18 protein-coding genes and 1 pseudogene are annotated in these 17833 nt (G+C 37.0%); 9 read left to right on the top strand and 10 right to left on the bottom strand.

Going from position 1 to position 17833, the window contains the following annotated elements; translation table 11 throughout:
• Nucleotides 1-318: 318 nt before the first annotated feature.
• The 4 genes and pseudogenes from MKY27_RS15615 to MKY27_RS15600 all read right to left on the bottom strand — a co-directional run.
• The gene (locus MKY27_RS15615; RefSeq protein ID WP_339196186.1) at nucleotides 319-1035 is read right to left on the bottom strand and encodes a dihydropteridine reductase; all 717 of its coding nucleotides are present in this window, start codon (nucleotides 1033-1035) and stop codon (nucleotides 319-321) included.
• A 164-nt stretch (nucleotides 1036-1199) separates the two neighbouring features.
• Nucleotides 1200-1628: a MarR family transcriptional regulator gene (locus tag MKY27_RS15610; protein WP_339173769.1), complete on the bottom strand. Its 429-nt coding sequence runs from the start codon at nucleotides 1626-1628 to the stop codon at nucleotides 1200-1202.
• A 144-nt stretch (nucleotides 1629-1772) separates the two neighbouring features.
• On the bottom strand, nucleotides 1773-2402 hold the full coding sequence (locus tag MKY27_RS15605; protein WP_339196184.1) for a nitroreductase family protein: 630 nt from the start codon (nucleotides 2400-2402) through the stop codon (nucleotides 1773-1775).
• A 202-nt stretch (nucleotides 2403-2604) separates the two neighbouring features.
• A pseudogene (locus tag MKY27_RS15600) lies at nucleotides 2605-2901 on the bottom strand (hypothetical protein); the annotation flags it as partial.
• Nucleotides 2902-3246: 345 nt separating this feature from the next.
• Here MKY27_RS15600 and MKY27_RS15595 point away from each other — a divergent pair.
• Nucleotides 3247-3438 carry a hypothetical protein gene (locus tag MKY27_RS15595; protein WP_339196183.1) on the top strand — a complete coding sequence of 64 codons (192 nt, stop codon included), beginning with the start codon at nucleotides 3247-3249 and terminating at the stop codon, nucleotides 3436-3438.
• Between the two features lie 359 nt (nucleotides 3439-3797).
• Here the strand turns inward: MKY27_RS15595 and MKY27_RS15590 are convergent, their stop codons facing one another.
• Nucleotides 3798-5843 (bottom strand): methyl-accepting chemotaxis protein, encoded by a 2046-nt coding sequence (locus MKY27_RS15590; RefSeq protein WP_339196182.1) that lies wholly within the window; start codon nucleotides 5841-5843, stop codon nucleotides 3798-3800.
• Between the two features lie 309 nt (nucleotides 5844-6152).
• Between MKY27_RS15590 and MKY27_RS15585 the strand changes: the two genes are divergently transcribed.
• Together MKY27_RS15585 and MKY27_RS15580 are read left to right on the top strand one after the other, a co-directional pair.
• Nucleotides 6153-7058: an NAD(P)/FAD-dependent oxidoreductase gene (locus MKY27_RS15585; RefSeq protein ID WP_339196180.1), complete on the top strand. Its 906-nt coding sequence runs from the start codon at nucleotides 6153-6155 to the stop codon at nucleotides 7056-7058.
• Nucleotides 7059-7275: 217 nt separating this feature from the next.
• The gene (locus MKY27_RS15580; RefSeq protein ID WP_339196178.1) at nucleotides 7276-8127 is read left to right on the top strand and encodes a DegV family protein; all 852 of its coding nucleotides are present in this window, start codon (nucleotides 7276-7278) and stop codon (nucleotides 8125-8127) included.
• A 137-nt stretch (nucleotides 8128-8264) separates the two neighbouring features.
• On the opposite strand, the gene MKY27_RS15575 is transcribed toward MKY27_RS15580, so the two are convergent.
• Nucleotides 8265-9002 (bottom strand): YqcI/YcgG family protein, encoded by a 738-nt coding sequence (locus tag MKY27_RS15575; protein ID WP_339173751.1) that lies wholly within the window; start codon nucleotides 9000-9002, stop codon nucleotides 8265-8267.
• Nucleotides 9003-9169: 167 nt separating this feature from the next.
• On the opposite strand from MKY27_RS15575, the gene MKY27_RS15570 reads away from it, so the two are divergent.
• The 6 genes from MKY27_RS15570 to MKY27_RS15545 all read left to right on the top strand — a co-directional run bounded on the left by MKY27_RS15570 (nucleotide 9170) and on the right by MKY27_RS15545 (nucleotide 13627).
• Entirely contained in the window at nucleotides 9170-10024 is an 855-nt protein-coding gene (locus MKY27_RS15570; protein ID WP_339196176.1) for a dimethylarginine dimethylaminohydrolase family protein, read from the top strand.
• A 177-nt stretch (nucleotides 10025-10201) separates the two neighbouring features.
• Nucleotides 10202-11053 carry a DegV family protein gene (locus MKY27_RS15565; protein ID WP_339196174.1) on the top strand — a complete coding sequence of 284 codons (852 nt, stop codon included), beginning with the start codon at nucleotides 10202-10204 and terminating at the stop codon, nucleotides 11051-11053.
• A gap of 669 nt (nucleotides 11054-11722) precedes the next feature.
• Complete coding sequence (locus MKY27_RS15560; RefSeq protein ID WP_014822645.1) at nucleotides 11723-11866, top strand: hypothetical protein; 144 nt, start codon at nucleotides 11723-11725, stop codon at nucleotides 11864-11866.
• A 105-nt stretch (nucleotides 11867-11971) separates the two neighbouring features.
• Nucleotides 11972-12193 (top strand): DUF2829 domain-containing protein, encoded by a 222-nt coding sequence (locus MKY27_RS15555; RefSeq protein WP_008405570.1) that lies wholly within the window; start codon nucleotides 11972-11974, stop codon nucleotides 12191-12193.
• A gap of 55 nt (nucleotides 12194-12248) precedes the next feature.
• Nucleotides 12249-12971, top strand: a complete 723-nt coding sequence (locus tag MKY27_RS15550) for a 3-oxoacyl-ACP reductase (protein ID WP_339196172.1) — start codon at nucleotides 12249-12251, stop codon at nucleotides 12969-12971.
• A gap of 152 nt (nucleotides 12972-13123) precedes the next feature.
• Nucleotides 13124-13627 carry a QueT transporter family protein gene (locus MKY27_RS15545; RefSeq protein WP_339196170.1) on the top strand — a complete coding sequence of 168 codons (504 nt, stop codon included), beginning with the start codon at nucleotides 13124-13126 and terminating at the stop codon, nucleotides 13625-13627.
• A gap of 63 nt (nucleotides 13628-13690) precedes the next feature.
• Here MKY27_RS15545 and splB read toward each other — a convergent pair whose 3' ends face one another.
• The 4 genes from splB to MKY27_RS15525 form a co-directional block, all read right to left on the bottom strand.
• Nucleotides 13691-14719 (bottom strand): spore photoproduct lyase, encoded by a 1029-nt coding sequence (gene splB / locus MKY27_RS15540; protein ID WP_339196168.1) that lies wholly within the window; start codon nucleotides 14717-14719, stop codon nucleotides 13691-13693.
• Nucleotides 14720-14936: 217 nt separating this feature from the next.
• Nucleotides 14937-16001 carry a polysaccharide pyruvyl transferase family protein gene (locus MKY27_RS15535; protein WP_339196167.1) on the bottom strand — a complete coding sequence of 355 codons (1065 nt, stop codon included), beginning with the start codon at nucleotides 15999-16001 and terminating at the stop codon, nucleotides 14937-14939.
• Nucleotides 15998-17140 (bottom strand): glycosyltransferase, encoded by a 1143-nt coding sequence (locus MKY27_RS15530; RefSeq protein ID WP_339196165.1) that lies wholly within the window; start codon nucleotides 17138-17140, stop codon nucleotides 15998-16000. Before MKY27_RS15530 ends, MKY27_RS15535 begins: the two co-directional genes overlap by 4 nt.
• Complete coding sequence (locus MKY27_RS15525; RefSeq protein WP_339196164.1) at nucleotides 17133-17831, bottom strand: glycosyltransferase family 2 protein; 699 nt, start codon at nucleotides 17829-17831, stop codon at nucleotides 17133-17135. Before MKY27_RS15525 ends, MKY27_RS15530 begins: the two co-directional genes overlap by 8 nt.
• Between the last annotated feature and the right edge of the window lie 2 nt (nucleotides 17832-17833).

Here is a 17833-nt window from a genome sequence, read left to right as displayed (position 1 = left end):
CAATCCAGGTGAACATTAGCAGGATGAAATTCCGTACAATTTAAATTATATTTAGTACCGGAAGCGGATTCAGTTTATTCCTAAATATCAAGAATTACCACATCGTTCTTCATGAAGCTATCGCCCGGCCATAGTTGGTGTAATTTAAAAAGACCTAGAGGTGTAGTCTCTAGGTCTTTCTGATTGCGGGGCAGGAAATTGGCAATAAAGGAACAAGCGGTCGCCTGATTTAGGTTAGTATTGAAAAAGGACGGGATTATGGTCAATTCGTTCTTTTTCTTTCTTTTGCCCATTGTGATTTTTTGGGAATACAGTTGTTCAAACTACAGTTTCAGGCGAAAAAAATTTAGCTAATTGTCGTTCACGTTTATCAAGGACAATTTGTTCCGGTTTAATGCCTTGTTCGCGCAACACGTCGATGTTTTGCAAAATAAACTCATCACTGCCGACAACGTAGAATAGACCGTCCTGATCTGCAGCAAGTTTTTTCACTTCTTCATAGTAATCATTTCGATTATTGACATACTGTGCTGTGAAATTTTTACCTGGAGCAGATTCAAAAACATCTGTAAATAAATAGTCTTGTGTTGAATCGATTGTAAGAGAATGAATGCGGTTGATGTGATCAGGTCGTTCCATATAAGTAAGTACAAGCGGTCTGAACGTTGCGAGACCTACCCCGGAAGATAAAAGGTAAATATTTTTATCTTCTCTTTTTAGCGGTACGTTGGAATGGATTTTAAATAGTGCCACTTTATCGCCGACTTCCAGATTTCTTAAAATCGATTTAAACTCAGAGCACAGTTCTCTTATGCGAGTTGTAATCCCGACAGTCTGCTCATTTGGTAGTGTTGAGATGGACATATGACGAACTAAGCTTTTATTTGGCTGATCCCCGGCATTGAACCCTTCTAAAGCAAGGTGTGTATGTGCACCTTCTTCCCACGTGAAGCCTTCAGGGAGATCCAGCAAAAACGTTTTCACTGCTGGCGTTTCTTCAATGATTTTATTTATTTTCGTCCAGTATATTTGCATAATACATTCTCCTTAAGTAATGCTTATTTTCTTATAGTTATAGTATAACATAGATGATAAACATTCTCATTTAATTTATTTCCAGTATATTAAAGCAACAAAAAAGAAGAACGATATCCTCAATAAGGGGAAATCGTTCTTCTTAGTTTATTATTATACACCGGTTAAAGATTATCTACATTATCATTTAAGCGTGTAAGAAAATGCTTGAGTTGCTGTAATTCGCTATCCGAAAAATCTTCATAAAGATCATTCAGAAACTGATCTTTAAACATTGTACAACCTTCAAGTAATGCTCGTCCTTTATCGGAAATCGTTACAAGTACTTCCCGGTTGTTTTTCTCGTTGCGTTTACGTTCGACATATTGCTGTTCTTCAAGCAGCTTCAAATGACGTGTGATTGCCGCTTGGTCGATAGCTAAGGATTGTTGCAGGACCTTTTGAGTAACGCTTCCTTTTTTAATTAAAGAAACTAAAATTTCGTATCGCGTCAAACTGACTTCTGTTCTTTTTTCAAAAATTTGCGTTACATGACGATCTAATCTTTTTAACATCATAATCATCTGTTTTTTATCATCCAAACAAACTTCCATACTAACCCTCCCTACATTGATTGTTTTTCGTTCTAGGTATCTATCCCTATATGGTAGCATTTCCGTTTATTCGGATAAAGCATAAAAAAATTCAAACTATATGATTTGAATTACACCTGTCAGGTAAAGGAACCTGTAATCCCATTAGCTGGAGAAACGAATAATTTGTTCGAATGGCAGGCGAGATGAATTACGTGCCGGCATAGCAGCCTTTCCGATAGCGATTAAGATCATCGGCACCTCATTTGCAGGCAGTTCATATTTTTTAGCGAATGCAGCTTTATCGAAGCCGCCCATGATTACGGTATCATAGCCCATATCCTTCGCTAAAAGTACTATTTGCATAGAAATTAAACCTGAATCTAAATGGGCAATATTACTGCGTTCAGCATCGGAAAAACTGCTGTACGCCGCTTCGGAATTAGAAATCATCATATCAGCAATCTCGCGTGGCATATAGCCCAGCTCTACATTTAAATCGTTAATTTGCTTGGCATTTTTATACATTTCAATATCGCCGATTACCGCAATAATCGCTGATGATGTTTCGATTTGTTCCTGATTAAATCCGGCAATGCGCAACTCTTTCTTCTGTTCAGCATCGTCAATAATAAGGAAGCGCCAAGGCTGCAGGTTACTAGATGATGGAGCTGTTGTTGCCTGTTGAAGTATATGTTGAATTGTCTCGCGAGGAATCGCAACACCTGGTTCATATTTACGAACTGATTTACGTTCTTCCATTAATTTTTCTAAAGCTGATTTTTGTTGTAACATTTTTTTCACCCTTCTTTATCGAAATTGGAATAGGTTTTTATTTTAGTTGATGAGTCAATGATTGACAAGTCATATGTCTTATACATAAATTTCACTAGGGAAAGGTATAAAAAAATTAGCTCGCAGCACAAGAAGACCGATTATAAAATTATATCAATAATAAATTAACCCTAGTAGAAGGGGGAACCCTGCGCTTCACTGTGTTTGTATCTCCTTTGACAGCGGCTGTTACAAGTTCCGCAGCAATGACTAGGTGATCTTGAATAAGCTTAGCGTAGTAATCCGCAATCTGGTCTCCATAAAACGGGCGCAGACAATTGCCCAAGTCAGTTGCGTTTTGCAGGAGGCGCTTTTGTACAAATGGTAAATCAGGCAATTGGAACACAATGCTAATAATCGTCATCCGCGTCCAATTGACATGCTCCATCCAAAGTAATCGATTCATCGCCATATAATCGGCCTCTGTTTTACTTATACAACGCTGATCAAGAGTGCTCAGTTGCCGAATTAAAAAATGCCGAAGCGGTGCAGTGTATTGGGAAAAGGGTTGCGCATAGGAAGCGCTAAGCGGATAGGTGAAACCATTTGTATAATAAGGATACACTCATACCATTCCTCTCTACTTTTTAGTCTATAGTAAGATGAAAATTGGGCTCTTTTAATAACATACTCAAACGTATTGAGGTGTGTGAAAGTGTTCACGGGGATTTCATGGCATTTACTACAATAAATTTATAAATACTAGTCGAAGTCGAATTGCACAAAAATTTACAGCATAGCTATTGGTGAAACATTGGGATAGAAAAGTACTTTCCACACACACTGTTAGTGGAGGTGAGTTGGAATGGGGAACAATAAACATAAAAACAATAAAACTCAGGATAACAAAAAACAGCAAAATCAAAACCAAAATGCTAACAGACCACGAGCAAACAGAGAAGAATTTGCTCAGGAAGTAAACTTTGATCAAAACCAGAACCAGAACCAGAACCAAAATCGCAATAAAAACCAAAAACAGAATAAGAAGGATTGTTAAGTTTTTCATAAGAAGAAACTGGGACATAAGTAGAATAACCGATAAATAACAGGAAATCCTTTATTAAGAAACGGATATTTTGCAAAATTGATTGGAATGTAGGGCGAGTGTAGCTGACGGCTACGCCTTTCGCTACAAGCAAAGCTTCCTGCGGGAATAGCGTGACGCCTGAGACTAGGAACAAAAGCTAAGAGCGCCACGTCCTATGGCAACGCTTTTGTGACCAACATCGTGTTGGCCTCACGCCCGCGGAAAGCGTCCCGGAATGGAAATCAATTTTTAACACTCAGCAAAAAAACGCTATTTTTCTAAGAGAAAAATAGCGTTTTTGGGTTATGTCCCTGCCTCAATTTAATTTCCTATAGCTTAAATTTCGAAACAGAGTCAGTTAATTTTTCAACTTGTTTATTTAAGTGCGTAGCATGCATCGTCACTTCAGAAGTAGCGGATGTTTGTTCTTCGATTGAACTCGCAATTTCTTGCGTCTCTGCTGTAACTTCTGTTGTCATTTCATTAACAACTGCTATTGAAGAGACAACGACATTTTTTTGCTGTTGCATTGTTGATACATTATCCATCGTGTTTGAAATCGACACTTTCATATTTTTCAATGTATCAGAAAGTTGTTTAATTGCATTATCTACAGTATTAACGGCTAATTTCTGATCTTCGCTAATCTCGTTTGTCTGATTCATCACTTGAACGAGTTGCTTCGTGTCCTCTAAAATACTTAGAATGATTTGCTGAATATTCGTTGTTGCCGCTTTTGAGCTTTCTGCCAAGCTTCTTACTTCATCTGCTACAACTGCAAATCCTTTTCCGTGCTCACCTGCTCGAGCAGCTTCAATAGAAGCATTGAGTGCTAGTAAATTAGTTTGTTCAGTAATTTGGGCGATCACATCGGTTACTTTCGAAATGGATTTCGTTTTTCCATCTAACTGTTCGGTTACGACCGTCACTTCATTAAATGCGCGTTCTAAATTCGCATAGGATGTTTCCAATTGTTGTACTTTATCAATACTTGTATGCACTTCTACCAATGCTTCGTCAGCATCATTAACCATTTGCTGAGTTTTGAGCTCAATAGATTCTATCTCATCGGCCAATACGTGGATAGCTGTAGAACCATCATGCATTTTTTCAGCCTGTGTACTTGTATTCATAGCAATTTCTTCGATGCTGTTCGAGACATTATTTAATGCCTGCTCATTTTCCTTGGCAATAATAGATAAACTGTTTGAAGAATGTTGGATTTCCATTGAATTTTCATTTACTTGGTTAATTAAATTGCGAACCTCGTCTAGCATATGGTTGTATTGATTGGCTAAGTCTGCAATTTCATCATTTGACTTTGTTTCAAAACGTGAAATAAAGTCACCGCTTGCTGTTTTTTCAAATACATCATTAAAGCTATTTAAAATATCGACTAATTTTCGTGCCATGAAATAGGCGAATAAACATCCGATTATTAAACCGATCAATATTGAAATCCAACCGACAATCGATAACTTATTTAACTGTTGTGCATAACTATCTTCATCTACTAAAGAAACAATCTGCCAGTTATTCTTCTCGATAACTTGAATTTCACCTGTATAATTCACGTCATCCCATTTAAACTGTTCAATTTGGTTAGTGCCATTTTTAGCATCTGACAGCCAGTTAAACTTTTTCTCTAATTCGGAAGTATTTAATAAATCGGTAACACCAGCAATCTTGCCTGAATTATCGGCATTGATATTTGTTCCGTCCCCATCTTCGATAAATGAAGATACAATCAATCCATTTGGATCGACAATCATTAATTTTGAAGATGATTTTGCTTCAATGCCTTCGCGAATCTTACCAATTGTAGAGAAATCGATATCATAGCCGACTGCACCGACTAGCTCGTCCTCTTTAAATACCGGGGCAATAACAGAAGTCATTAACTTGTTAATACCAGTATCCAAATAGACATCCATCCATTGTAAGTTTGGGTTTGCATTCAATTTTGCAAAAGTTTGAGATTCACGTACATCCCACTCATAATCAATTGCAGGTGTTGAATGAAGTTTGCCCGATTTAAAGTCCATGAAGTAGACGGACAAATAATTTTCGTTATTTTCTTTTAAAGTGCTTGTAATTTCATCAATATGTAAATAGTCGACTTCATCTTTTTGTACGATCGTTTCGATAACCTGCTCGAATTGTAGAAGGTTTGTTTCGTAAGTTTCCAAACCTAATGACACCTGATCAACAGCATTTTCAGCATTGTTAGAAGAAGTCTGTTCATTTTCTTCTGTTAAAATATTTCGTACTGTCCACTGACTAAATAACACAGTAATGACGACCGCTGCAATAACTGCCAGTGATATCAGTACCATCCACTTAGTTTTTATCTTTAAATTTTTGAGTATATTCATTTTCATCTACCTTTTACCTATATATTGACTTTCATTCCCAAAATGAGGGTTGCAAAGACGAGTAATAGAATATATGATTGCAGGACTTTTGTCTATCTAAATTTATCGATTTTACTATATATATATATTAAAAAGTTATAATTTTTTGATTTTTGAGACGTCTTTTATACAAAAATTATTGACTAAAGGATACTTGTGGATTTTTGGTTCAAAATATCCAAGATGGGGCATAAGGAATTATTGAGGTTTTTTCTATAAAGATACTGGGAATTTAAAGAAATTAGAAACAACTATGAGTGGGTGATAAAAATGGATATATTGGATTGTATTATTATCGGCGGAGGACCGTCTGGATTAAGTGCCAGTTTAGTTTTAGGCAGAGCTAGAAGAGAGATTGTTTTATTCGACGATAATACGAATCGTAATCGTGTGACTGCAGAGGCGCGCGGATTTATTACTCGTGATCGGACAAACCCTCAGGAGTTTAGAGAAATAGGTTTGAAGGAACTCGAGAACTATCCAACAGTATCGTACGTAAACGCAACTGTTACGGAAATTACTAAGGATAAAGATAGTGACAGGTATATTGTTAAAGCTTCTAATGAGAAGGAGTATATAACGGAAAAAGTTATATTGGCTACAGGCATTCAAGAAGTTTTTTTCATACCGAGTATAAGGAATTATTACGGGAAGAGTTTATTCAGTTGTCCCTATTGTGATGGCTGGGAACAGCGGGATAAGCCTTTAGTGGTCATCGCTGAAAAAGAAGAGCATGTGCTGCATTTGACTAAGTTGATTTATAACTGGTCGCAGGATTTAGTTGTTCTGACAAATGGCCTTGAACTTTCGGAAGAGGCGACTTCGCTGTTAGAAAAACGGAATATCAAAATAATAGAGGATCAGATAAAAGCATTAATTGGTAATGACGGGTTTTTAGAAAAAATCGAGTTTGAATCGGGAGATACGCTAGAACGATCTTTTGGTTTTGTAGCACCAACGTATTACCGTCCGAATAAGCTTGTGGAAATGTTAGGTTGTGAAGTACATGAAAACGGGAAAGTCATAACTGACGGTGTTGGCAGAACATCTGAGAAAAATGTCTACATTGCAGGAGAAACCGAAACAGCACGACCTTCATCGTTAATGATTTCGGCTGCAAGAGGAAATAAAGCAGCAGTTTCGGTAAATGTAGATCTTACTGAGGAACGATTTTGAAATAGGGAGAAAAAGATTAAGCTCAATAGATTACAAAACGGATTTGAAAAAAATTCGTTTTTTTCTATTGGGGATGTCTAAACAGGTTATGCAATCTCAACTCTTACATATAAATATAGTAGAGGTTTAACAAAATAATATAGTGGCATCTATAGGTTCACTATTGATAAAAATATAAGTACGCAGAAATAGCTGCGTTAATTGGAAGGTGTATAGGATGAGTAAGATTATATTATCGACTGACAGTGGGGCAGATTTACCGCAAGAATTGGTTGAGAAATATCAAATTCAAGTGGCTCCAATGCATATCATTATGGATGGAAAAGATTATTTGGACGGGGAACTTTCTGTAGAGGAAGTCTTTGATTATTACAATCGCACGAAGAAGATCCCGTCTACTTCAGCTACTAACGTTCAGGAATATCATGATTTATTTTCAAAAATCAGAGCAGATTTTCCGGATAGTATTATTATTCATATTGGATGTACATCGAAAGCATCTGTCACTTTTCAAAGCGCGGTCATAGCAGCAGAAGACTTTGATGATCTGTATTTAATCGACTCATTAAATATAACTGGAGGACTTGCAGCAATCGTTATGCATGCAGCATTATTAATTGAAAACGAACCTTCCATTGACCATGTTCGTTTAATAAAGGAAATAGAATCCTTTGTTCCCAAAACTAGGCTTTCAATTCTACCAGGCAGTCTCGAATTTTTGAAAGCTGGAGGAAGAGTAAGCAATCTTGTATATATTGGTGGTGCACTGTTGAAAATAAAACCTTGCATTGAATTGAAAGAAGGTAAACTAGTTTCAACAAGAAACTATCGCGGGAAGATGAGTATGGTAGCAGAGAAGTTTATGCGTGATTTTTTAAATGAATATAATATTGATAAAAAACTGCTATTTTTGATTTACTCAATCGGACTTGATGAAGGTATTAAAAATCGGATGGTTGAAATTGCAAAGGGGAAGGGATTCGAAAATGTGAAATGGATGCAGGCTGGAGCTGGGATATCTGCGCATGCTGGTCCAGGGGGCGTCGGGATTGCCGGATTAGAATGTTAGCTGGCAAACCGTTGAAGCGTCGGCTTGTAACAATTTTTTTATTTTTATTTGCACTGACTATGTTATTTCGTTCGAAGAAGCTTAATTAAATAAATAAAAGAACGAATCTCACGATGGATTCGTTCTTTTTTATAGCACTATAATAGCAATGATTTATGTTGGAAAGGGCATTTCCCTTGGATCGGTACAATATCGTCGCCGATAAAGGATTGTTTCCATTCGTTATGTGTCGGATCTCCAAAGTGGCCGATATCCGGGTGCTTCGGAAGTTGATCCCAAACCTCTACACGCTTCCGTACTTTATCCCTGGACATAATACCGCCTTTTTCGGTACCTTCTAAACCTTGGAAGATTTTACGTGGCTGGAATCCGAGCACCATCGCATTTCCTAAATGGCGGGTTTTGCGCTTCTTATATGCAGGAGCATTTCCAAATACAAATATTGGTTCTCCGGCGAAGTGGAAATCCCATAAATAATGATCTGGATCACGAGGGCTGTTTTCTGGCCATTCTACTTTATCGGCTGTATGTAGATACTGGAGAATATCCCAAAACTGTTGACGGTAATCATCGAGTGCCCCTTCTTGTTCGAAAGGTTCAACAAATACAAATAGACCGTGTCTTTTATAATTGGGCTGTTTAAATAATTCTAAAAATCCTTCTACTGCTTGAGGTAAATTACTCCAGTCGTCCTGTGTAATATATGCATACCGAAGTTCGCCTTTAAGCTCGCCACTCATCCCAAAAAAACAAGGAAATGTTTTATCCGTTACTGTTTTATGAAACGTTTCGTATTCTTTATAGAGCCAACTTGGTAAATCCGTTCGATTGTGGAAATCTTCTTTCGTTAATAGAGCCTGACCCTTCGTAATCATAAAATCTCCTCCGTTAATGTTCTTCAGTTTATTCTTATTGCATTTCCATACCCTAATGAAAATTACTTGAAACAACAGTATTCACCTTATATTGATTAAAAATTGTTTATGGAAACGTAAAAATAGGGAATGGTAAAAAGGTGAATTAAGAATCTGGAGGATGACTTATGGTAAATACATTTTCAAAGCAATCCCAAATAGCATGTCAAAGCGAATATGGAACTTTAAAAAAAGTTGTATTATGTGAACCTAAATATATGGAAATTAAAGAAGTAATCAATGATGTTCAAAAAAAATATAAGCATGATAATATCGATCAGAATCTTGCACTAGCCCAGCATCAAAAGTTTGAACAAACGCTACTTAATGCTGGTGTGGAAGTAATTAAACTCCCTCCTAGTAAAGAGCACCCGGAACAAGTATTTACAAGAGATATTGGTTTTACTATTGGAGATCAGTTGTTTGTTTCGCAGATGGCAAATCCTATCCGTCAAGGTGAAGATGAAGTACTGGCACAATGGCTAAAGGAGAATAAAATTTCGTATCATAACCTTTCTAAATATTCAATTGAAGGTGGCGATGTGATTATTGACGGTCCTCGGGTTTTTGTCGGAATCAGTGATCGCACATGCGAGAAGGCTATTCAAAATTTACAAAAACAACTGCCTGATTTTGAAGTCCTTCCAATCCCGTTTAACCCAAAATATTTACATTTAGACTGTGTATTCAATATTCTTTCATCAAAAGATGCACTTGTTTTTCCGGATGCATTCGAACCGGAAGTAGTTAAACATTTATCGAGTATGTATGACTTAATCGAAGTAAGCGAAAACGAGCAGTTTACAATGGGGACAAATGTGCTTTCGATTGGACAAAATCGTGTGCTGAGCTTGCCGGTTAACAGTGATGTGAATTATCAAATGAGACAGCATGGTTATGAAGTGCTGGAAGTCGACTTTTCAGAAATCATTAAGTCGGGCGGCTCATTCAGATGCTGTTCGATGCCAATAGTAAGGCAGTAAATTAGATACCTAATAATAATGGTGCAAATTTCTGAACTGCATTTGAATTTACTATATGTATTTTATACAACACTCATTCTAAATGTTGTGCATCCCGCATTTCCTTTATAGTGTATATTTAAGGGAGATATGCAAAAAAGATGGCAGCAATGTCTGCGTTTTTGAAAGGAAGGTACAATGAAAAGAATTATTTTATCGACTGAGAGTGGTGCGGATTTACCGAAGGACCTGGTTGAAAAACATCAAATTCAAGTAGTACCGATGCACGTTATTATGGATGGGAAAGATTATTTGGATGGTGAGCTGTCAGTAGAAGAAGTTTTTGATTTTTATGATCGAACAAAGTCAATACCGTCTACGGCAGCGACGAATGTCCATGAATATGAAGAGTTGTTTACAAAGGTTCGATTGAAATTTCCTGAAAGTATCATTATTCACATTGGCTATACGTCAAAAGCATCTGCTTCCTTTCAAAGTGCGGTAATTGCAGCAGAAGATTTTGATGATCTTTTTCTGATTGATGCGTTAAATGTAACTGGTGGATTGGGGGCAGTAGTGATGTATGCAGCTCGCTTGCTTGAAGAAGAGCCTAAGATTAGCCCTGAGCATTTAATTGCAAAAATTGAATCAATCGTTCCTAAAACAAGGCTAGCGTTCCTGCCAGGAAGTTTAGACTTTTTAAAAGCAGGTGGACGGGTGAGCAATATTGCCTACATCGGTGGTGCATTGCTTAAAATCAAGCCATGTATTGAGTTGAAAGAAGGAAAGCTTGTTTCAACTAGAAAATACCGTGGCAAGATGGAAATTGTTGCAGAAAAGATGATGAGGGATTATTTAGATGAATACAATATCGATCGGGAACAATTGTATTTAATCTACTCGGTCGGACTGGATGAACAAATTAAAAAACGTCTGGAAGCAATCGCGAAGGAAGCCGGTTTTAAAAACGTAAGATGGATGCAGGCTGGTGCGATGATCTCGACTCATGCGGGTCCTGGAGGATTTGGGATTGCCGGTATAGAATCATAAAAATAAGAAAGAACCTGGATTTTTAATTCCAGGTTCTTTTTTTGATTATCACTTTTGCTCCTCCATGACACACTGCCTCGCTTTCAGATTAAATTTTAGATTGCTCCAAAATATTCTGTTTAAGCTCATTCAGTTTTTGTTGGTCCTTTTGAGATTGATCTTTCGCACTCATCGGGTTAACCCTCCAGTCACTTAGATTTGAAGTGAAATCTTTAATAGTATAGGCTGTATTTCGTTTTTTAAACGTTGATTATGAAAAATTTTTAATTTATTTTAAATTGTATTGTCTAATGATTTTAACAATAAGAAAGAACCTGGAGTTTTTAATTCCAGGTTCTTATTTTGATTACCACTTATGATCCTCCATGACACACTGCCTCGCTTTCAGATTAATTTTAGATTGCTCCAAAAATATTCTGTGTAAGCTTATTCAGTTTTTGTTGGTCCTTTTGAGATTGATCATTCGCACTCATCGGGTTAACCCTCCAGTCATTTAGATTGAAGTGAAATCTTTAATAGTATAGGTAAGATCTTATTTTTTATACAAAAAGTTTTAAAATTTCTACGGAAAATGATTTGGTTTCATAACTCTAAAAATTGTCTTCATACATTCATCAATTTTACGCAAAATAAATAAGAATCCAATTCGTTTTTAGGAGGTGAAAAAGTATGGCGAAAAAAAGTAAAACAAGCTTCACTAAGAATAAAAAGGAAAAAAAGGATACGAATCGTCGTGAAGAGTATTCAAAAGAGTTTAATCAGGTAATTCATAATAACCCACCGCAAGAAGTTACAAAGCATAGAGGAACATAAGGCTGCCATGCACCGGGATATCTTTTTGACACCCGGTGCATGTGATTTACACAACTTATTGTTATAATATGTGTAAGAAATATGAATACATAAAGGAAGATGAAAATGACATTTGAAGAAATTTTGCCTCGTTTAAAAAATGGAGAGAAGATAATCCGTAAAGGCTGGGGCGGTGCTGAACTATATGTAAAGTATGTGCCTGCAACTACATTGGATGACTTGGACATGAATCCGTATTTTGTTATTAATGTAACTGGTGAAGGGTATACGATGTTTACACCGACAGTTTGTGATATTTTAGCGGATGATTGGGAAATCGTTCTATAAGTAATTAATGCTGGCTTGTTTATTGCAAGTCAGTTATTTTTTTGGAGGGAAAACAGTGGGAAAGCAATTTGAAAATAAAGTCGTCGTCATTACGGGTGCCGCATCCGGAATCGGACGAGCACAAGCAGCAGCTTTTTTAAAAGAAGGGGCTACTGTTATTGGGATCGATATTGAAAAAGCAGTAATAACGGATGACAAGTACTATCACTATGCAGGAAGTGTAACGGATCATCAGTTTATTGAAGAAACGATTGGACAATTAGAAGTAATCGATATTTTATGTAATACAGCCGGTATCCTTGATGGTTATGTCCCGTCACTTGAAACAGAAGAATCATTATGGGACAAAATCTTTAACGTGAATGTAAAAGGGATGTTCTTTGTAACGAATGCGGTATTAAAGAAAATGCTTAAGCAAAAGCGCGGTGTTATTGTAAATATGGCATCGATTGCTGGAATGATTGCAGGTGGCGGTGGTGCAGCATATACCGCGTCCAAACATGCCGTAATCGGTTATACAAAACAGCTTTCCTATGATTATTGCAAGGAAGGGATACGTATCAACGGGATTGCACCGGGTGCAATTGAAACACCGATGAATGCGGCCGATTTTGAAGGGGCAGGTGAAATGGCGAAGTTAGTGGCAGAGCAAACACCTGCTGGCAGATGGGCGAAGCCTGAAGAGGTTGCAAACGTGACATTATTTTTAGCGAGTGAAGCAAGCGATTATATGCATGCAACAATTATACCGGTTGATGGTGGATGGATGAATAAATAAAGTATTGCCATTATTTAATATTTACTCCATAATGAATGGGTGCAAAATCACACTATGACACTTTGACAGGGTACTAGCACCCATGCTCCTTTGGTCATAGTTATCAGTAAAATAGCAACTTCATGCTATTTTATAAAGGAGGAAATTAAATAATGGAAAATTCTGTTTCATCTTCACGTGTCAACGTGCATGAAACGGCTAAAGTTGCGATCGTTGCTTCTCTTTATGTAGCAGTGACGCTTGTTTTGGCTGTCATTAGTTTCGGAGCCGTCCAATTAAGGCTGTCGGAAATGTTTAACTATTTAGTGCTATTCCATAAACGATACATAGTAGGAGTAACATTAGGTGTCGTCATTGCGAATCTCTTTTCACCAATGTGGTGGATTGATGTACCGGTAGGCGGGATTGCTACACTGATTGTCTTGATTATTTGCCGAATCGTTACAAAAAATATGAAAAACTTAGTGCTAAAAATTATTGTAACCGGTATTATTTTTACGGCATCCATGTTTACAGTTGCAGCTCAGCTGATGATCGTTTTTGATCTGCCATTTTGGCCAACGTACGGAATGGTAGCAGTGGGAGAGGCCTTTTCAATGCTAGTAGGCGGCGTCACAATTTATTTATTGCAAAAGAAAATTGATTTTACAAAATAAAAATTAACAATCCGTTAAATATAAGAAGCAGACCGTTCATTTTGAACGTGTCTGCTTTTACTTTTATGTGAAATACTCAAGTTTGGCATTCGGAAAAAATTTTTCCATGTAACTGTAAAGCTTTTCTTTCATTTCGTCCTCTTCGTTCTTTTGATAAATATACTTACTGATTCCGTATTTACCCCATTTTACACGTCTTACAGATTCATCCAGTTTCAGCTTTGTCTTCGGATAGTTTTTATTAATCACGTTTTTAGCGGCCTTTGTAAAACGGTGCTGAATAAATTCAAATGTAATATCTTCGCGGACGTCTTGGGGGAGTTCAGCATCAAGTCGTTCAAACATATGATAATAGCCATCCTGCCATCCATCATGAAGGTAAATTGGCGCTACGATAAATCCAAGAGGATAACCGGCTCTCGCTACTTTGCCGGCTGCTTCGATCCGCTGAGCGAGCGAGGAGGTACCGGGTTCAAAGTTTTTTATGACATAATCCGCATTAATACTAAAACGAAATCTTGTATGGCCATTATGTTTTGCATCGAGTAAATGATCAACATGATGGAATTTTGTAACGAACCTTAATCTGCCCAACTCGGTTTCGCCGAAATGCTCTATCGCTTTCTTTAAAGAATGTGTTAAGTGATCCAGCCCTACAATATCGGAAGTACAGGCCGCTTCAAACCGTGTGATTTCAGGTGCACGTTCTTCAATATACCGATTAGCTGCTTCAAATATTTCCTCGACATTCACATATGTCCGAATGTACGGTTTGCTTCCCATTGTTGTTTGTAAGTAGCAATAATGGCAGTGACCCATACATCCTGTAGCAAGTGGAATAGCATATTCAGCAGATGGCTTGGACGTATCGAATTTCAGAGTTTTGCGAATACCAACGACAAGTGTAGATTTTGCGATTCGATATTTTTGCAAATCATTGTCTCCGGGGAAGTTACGTATTTGGTTATGGGAGGTTGTATAACGTATCTCAATACCTAAAGCTTCAAATTTTTCTTTTAGTTCTTTGCCGAGCGGATAGTCCAATGCTTTCGGTTCGAAATATACAAGCTGCGGTACGAAAGGTTTATTCATGTTTTTTGCACAACACCTTCCTTTTATATTTGCTTTAGTTTGCCTTAAGAAAGAAACAAATATGAGGTGGTAATTATTGCAGTAGTAACGTTATTTTTCACTTCCATATGTAATTTCCAAAAAAAAAAAAGACTCCTTGTAATTCGCTAATCAGTCTTAAACCAACCAGTATCCTAAGTCCGAGTGTCGAGTGGAGTCTTGTTGATAATATATAAAATTAAAAATAATGATGATTGAATGGTAATTCTAAAAAAGGGGTACATGTTTGCTTTGTCATATTGTATTGCTTAACTGGCATCAATTCATTTTTCTCAATCATCGCGATACGATCTAATATGTCATCCGTTAACTGCTTTGAACTTGTAGAAACGACTAGATTCAGCAATCCGAGCAGTGCTGCAAAATCGAAAACTTTAAAGCGGTATCCTAGTGGAATCGCTGGGACACCTGCAGCCATTGAAAGCATGTTAGCATGGAGTTTAAAGTTTATCGTTGCAGTACACGTTGATAATTTATGAATCATTTGTTGTTCGGTATAAAGGTTTTTATCTAACTGAACATTTTCTGAGTCGCCAATTTTATTATAAAGTCTTTCGCAATGGGATCGATCGTCTGACCACATCGTATAAATCAGTATTTTATAACCCTTTTCAATTAGTCTTTTCACTGCTGCGACTAATTGTTCTTCTACTAAACTTTCATTGGCACCGTACAGACGGTTAAAAGTCGTTCCCCAATTGATTCCGATTAGTTTGTCTTGGATATGAGGTTTTATTGTGTCTTTATTTTGTAATAGTAAAGCAGGATCTCCGATAATTTTAACTTTTTCCGATTTTTCTTTCCCAACCATAATTTCGATCGCTTTTTTTGTTAAGGGACCTCGGACGCCTACAAAAAGTGCATGCTCCAAAACTTCATCCAGTACATCGATATCTTTTTGTTTAAAGTTTTGTTCCAAAGAAGTCAGCTGATCATTTATCAATAAATTCAGGTTTGACTCTTCAATCCAGTCTAACCCTGATCCCCAGATGAGTACGGACTTTCCTTTATGAATAGCGTTTTGAAGAATTTGAAGGTAGCCAGGCAATAATAAGGAGCCTCCGCCTAGTATAACCGTATCAAACTCATCGAGATTTTTTAAATCCGTTCCGGGCATAGATGGCTTAACGGTAATTTTTTCCATATCTAAATATTTGGTACATGTATCTCTGAAAATATGCCATAACAGTTCATCACCCAGGTTATTAAATCCGATCCAGCCTATATATAATACCTTTTTCATTTTTTCATCCCACCTTTTCTCGTTTTGGAATAGACCGTCAACGTTTCTTTTACTACATTATTAATATTAAATTTTTCCTCAGCTATTTCTCTGGCTGTAATTCCGTTTAGTTTCAAGCGATGTTGATCCTTCAAGACTTTTTTCAAATCATCACGTAATAAATGTCTGCTGCAAGTTGTTTTAGAACCATGATCTCCAAAATAATGGTTCCATGCATCTTCAAAATTGTTCACATCTACAATCCCGAAATATCCATGGTTGCCGACAGCAACTACTTGCTTTTCTGAAGCCATAGCCTCTAAAGCTACACGGCCTGTGCCTATAACGCAATCTGATGCAGAGTAATAGGGATGCAGATTTTTTTGTTCTCCAACGATATGAATAAAAGCTCCATCACACATTTCTTCAATCGTTCGAGCCAATGTTTTTATCTCGTTCAATTTATTGCCATCACCAACTACAATGACATGAAGATTAGGGATCGTATTTAATTTAAGATCTTTGCATGCTCTTAAAAAAATAGAACAAACTTGTGCTTTTGCCCATGTGATTCTGCTCGCATAGAGAAGAACGGGCGCATCTTTAGGTATTTGTAATTCACTTCTTATATCTTTTACTTGGGAATTTCTTGGGTAATCGTTTAAATTGATTCCATTTGGTATTAAATAAGGGTTTTCTATTTCAAATGTTTTTACATAATTGCATAAAGGAGGGCTTACACAGATGACTGCATCGGATAATTTAAGGAGTTCCTGTATTTCGTGATTTGGATAATATGTTCCGTGTATCGTGATGATCGTAGGGATATTTTTATTTTCAGCCGCTCTTCCTGCTAAATATCCGGAAGGTGTCTGATGAATATGAACATGGGTAATATTTTCGTTCTCCATAATTTTTTCAAGTTCCTTCACTAATGCCAATTCATGATTTTTTTCTAAAGGAATCGATTTTGGAAACTCGATTGAGTAAATAGGGCAATTTAATGCTTCAAATGCCTCAACTAAACTACCGGTTTTATTTGCAGCAATCGCCACAAAGACATTATTTTTAACTAGTTCTTTTGCCAAGGCTAATACATGGGTTTCGGTTCCTCCGATATATAAAGCATCTATCACTAGTAAGATCCTTTCATCAGCCACTCTTATCACCTCCATAAAAAGTTTTGGAACGTTGTTGCTCATGTTTCCGATAGAAATATAAAATTTCCTTCAGATTCTCGATTTTTAATTTTGCATTTAAAAATTTAACGATGAATTCATAGTCTTCTGCACCTACAATTCTTCGAGTGGGGCCGCCAAGCAAATCAAAAACTTTTCCGCGAAATAAAATTGTTCCGTGACAGACACAGTGACCGCCTGCTTCGTAACATTTCCGTATTGACTCGCCATACTTCAACCAGTCGGCAACTTTACCGAGTGATTCCAAGTTCCCGTCATAAAATACTTGGTAATTTGATCCGACTAAATCGTAATCGGGATTGTTTAACAAAAAATCCACTTGCTTTTCTAAACGCAGAGGGTGCGAAATGTCATCTGCATCATTAACGGCAATATACTCGCCGGAGCTCATAAAATAGCCGATTGTCAGAGCCCCTGCAAAGCCTGTATTTACAGGTAAATTACATACAATAACCGGAAAAGGGGGGGGTGTATTTTCCAGCCAGTCTTCAACTATTTTTGATGTATTGTCAGTTGAAGCATCATTTACAAGAATAACCTCCATTTTTTTGTATTTTTGTGACATAAGACCGTCTAGGCAATCTACTATAAATGGCGCGGCATTATAGCATGGAATAACTACACTTACTAAACCTTCATGTCTTTCCTTCATAC

The organism is Solibacillus sp. FSL R5-0449, assembly GCF_037975215.1.
Taxonomy (GTDB): Bacteria; Bacillota; Bacilli; order Bacillales_A; family Planococcaceae; genus Solibacillus.
Note: the sequence above shows the minus strand (reverse complement) of the source record. Positions and strands in the feature narration are given on the sequence as shown.

Excerpts from the sequence above, each read along its gene's own strand:
- MKY27_RS15615 (WP_339196186.1), bottom strand. The coding sequence starts at position 1,035 with ATGCAAATATACTGGACGAAAATAAATAAAATCATTGAAGAAACGCCA.
- MKY27_RS15610 (WP_339173769.1), bottom strand. The coding sequence starts at position 1,628 with ATGGAAGTTTGTTTGGATGATAAAAAACAGATGATTATGATGTTAAAA.
- MKY27_RS15605 (WP_339196184.1), bottom strand. The coding sequence starts at position 2,402 with ATGTTACAACAAAAATCAGCTTTAGAAAAATTAATGGAAGAACGTAAA.
- MKY27_RS15595 (WP_339196183.1), top strand. The coding sequence starts at position 3,247 with ATGGGGAACAATAAACATAAAAACAATAAAACTCAGGATAACAAAAAA.
- MKY27_RS15590 (WP_339196182.1), bottom strand. The coding sequence starts at position 5,843 with ATGAATATACTCAAAAATTTAAAGATAAAAACTAAGTGGATGGTACTG.
- MKY27_RS15585 (WP_339196180.1), top strand. The coding sequence starts at position 6,153 with ATGGATATATTGGATTGTATTATTATCGGCGGAGGACCGTCTGGATTA.
- MKY27_RS15580 (WP_339196178.1), top strand. The coding sequence starts at position 7,276 with ATGAGTAAGATTATATTATCGACTGACAGTGGGGCAGATTTACCGCAA.
- MKY27_RS15575 (WP_339173751.1), bottom strand. The coding sequence starts at position 9,002 with ATGATTACGAAGGGTCAGGCTCTATTAACGAAAGAAGATTTCCACAAT.
- MKY27_RS15570 (WP_339196176.1), top strand. The coding sequence starts at position 9,170 with ATGGTAAATACATTTTCAAAGCAATCCCAAATAGCATGTCAAAGCGAA.
- MKY27_RS15565 (WP_339196174.1), top strand. The coding sequence starts at position 10,202 with ATGAAAAGAATTATTTTATCGACTGAGAGTGGTGCGGATTTACCGAAG.
- MKY27_RS15560 (WP_014822645.1), top strand. The coding sequence starts at position 11,723 with ATGGCGAAAAAAAGTAAAACAAGCTTCACTAAGAATAAAAAGGAAAAA.
- MKY27_RS15555 (WP_008405570.1), top strand. The coding sequence starts at position 11,972 with ATGACATTTGAAGAAATTTTGCCTCGTTTAAAAAATGGAGAGAAGATA.
- MKY27_RS15545 (WP_339196170.1), top strand. The coding sequence starts at position 13,124 with ATGGAAAATTCTGTTTCATCTTCACGTGTCAACGTGCATGAAACGGCT.
- splB (WP_339196168.1), bottom strand. The coding sequence starts at position 14,719 with ATGAATAAACCTTTCGTACCGCAGCTTGTATATTTCGAACCGAAAGCA.
- MKY27_RS15535 (WP_339196167.1), bottom strand. The coding sequence starts at position 16,001 with ATGAAAAAGGTATTATATATAGGCTGGATCGGATTTAATAACCTGGGT.
- MKY27_RS15525 (WP_339196164.1), bottom strand. The coding sequence starts at position 17,831 with ATGAAGGAAAGACATGAAGGTTTAGTAAGTGTAGTTATTCCATGCTAT.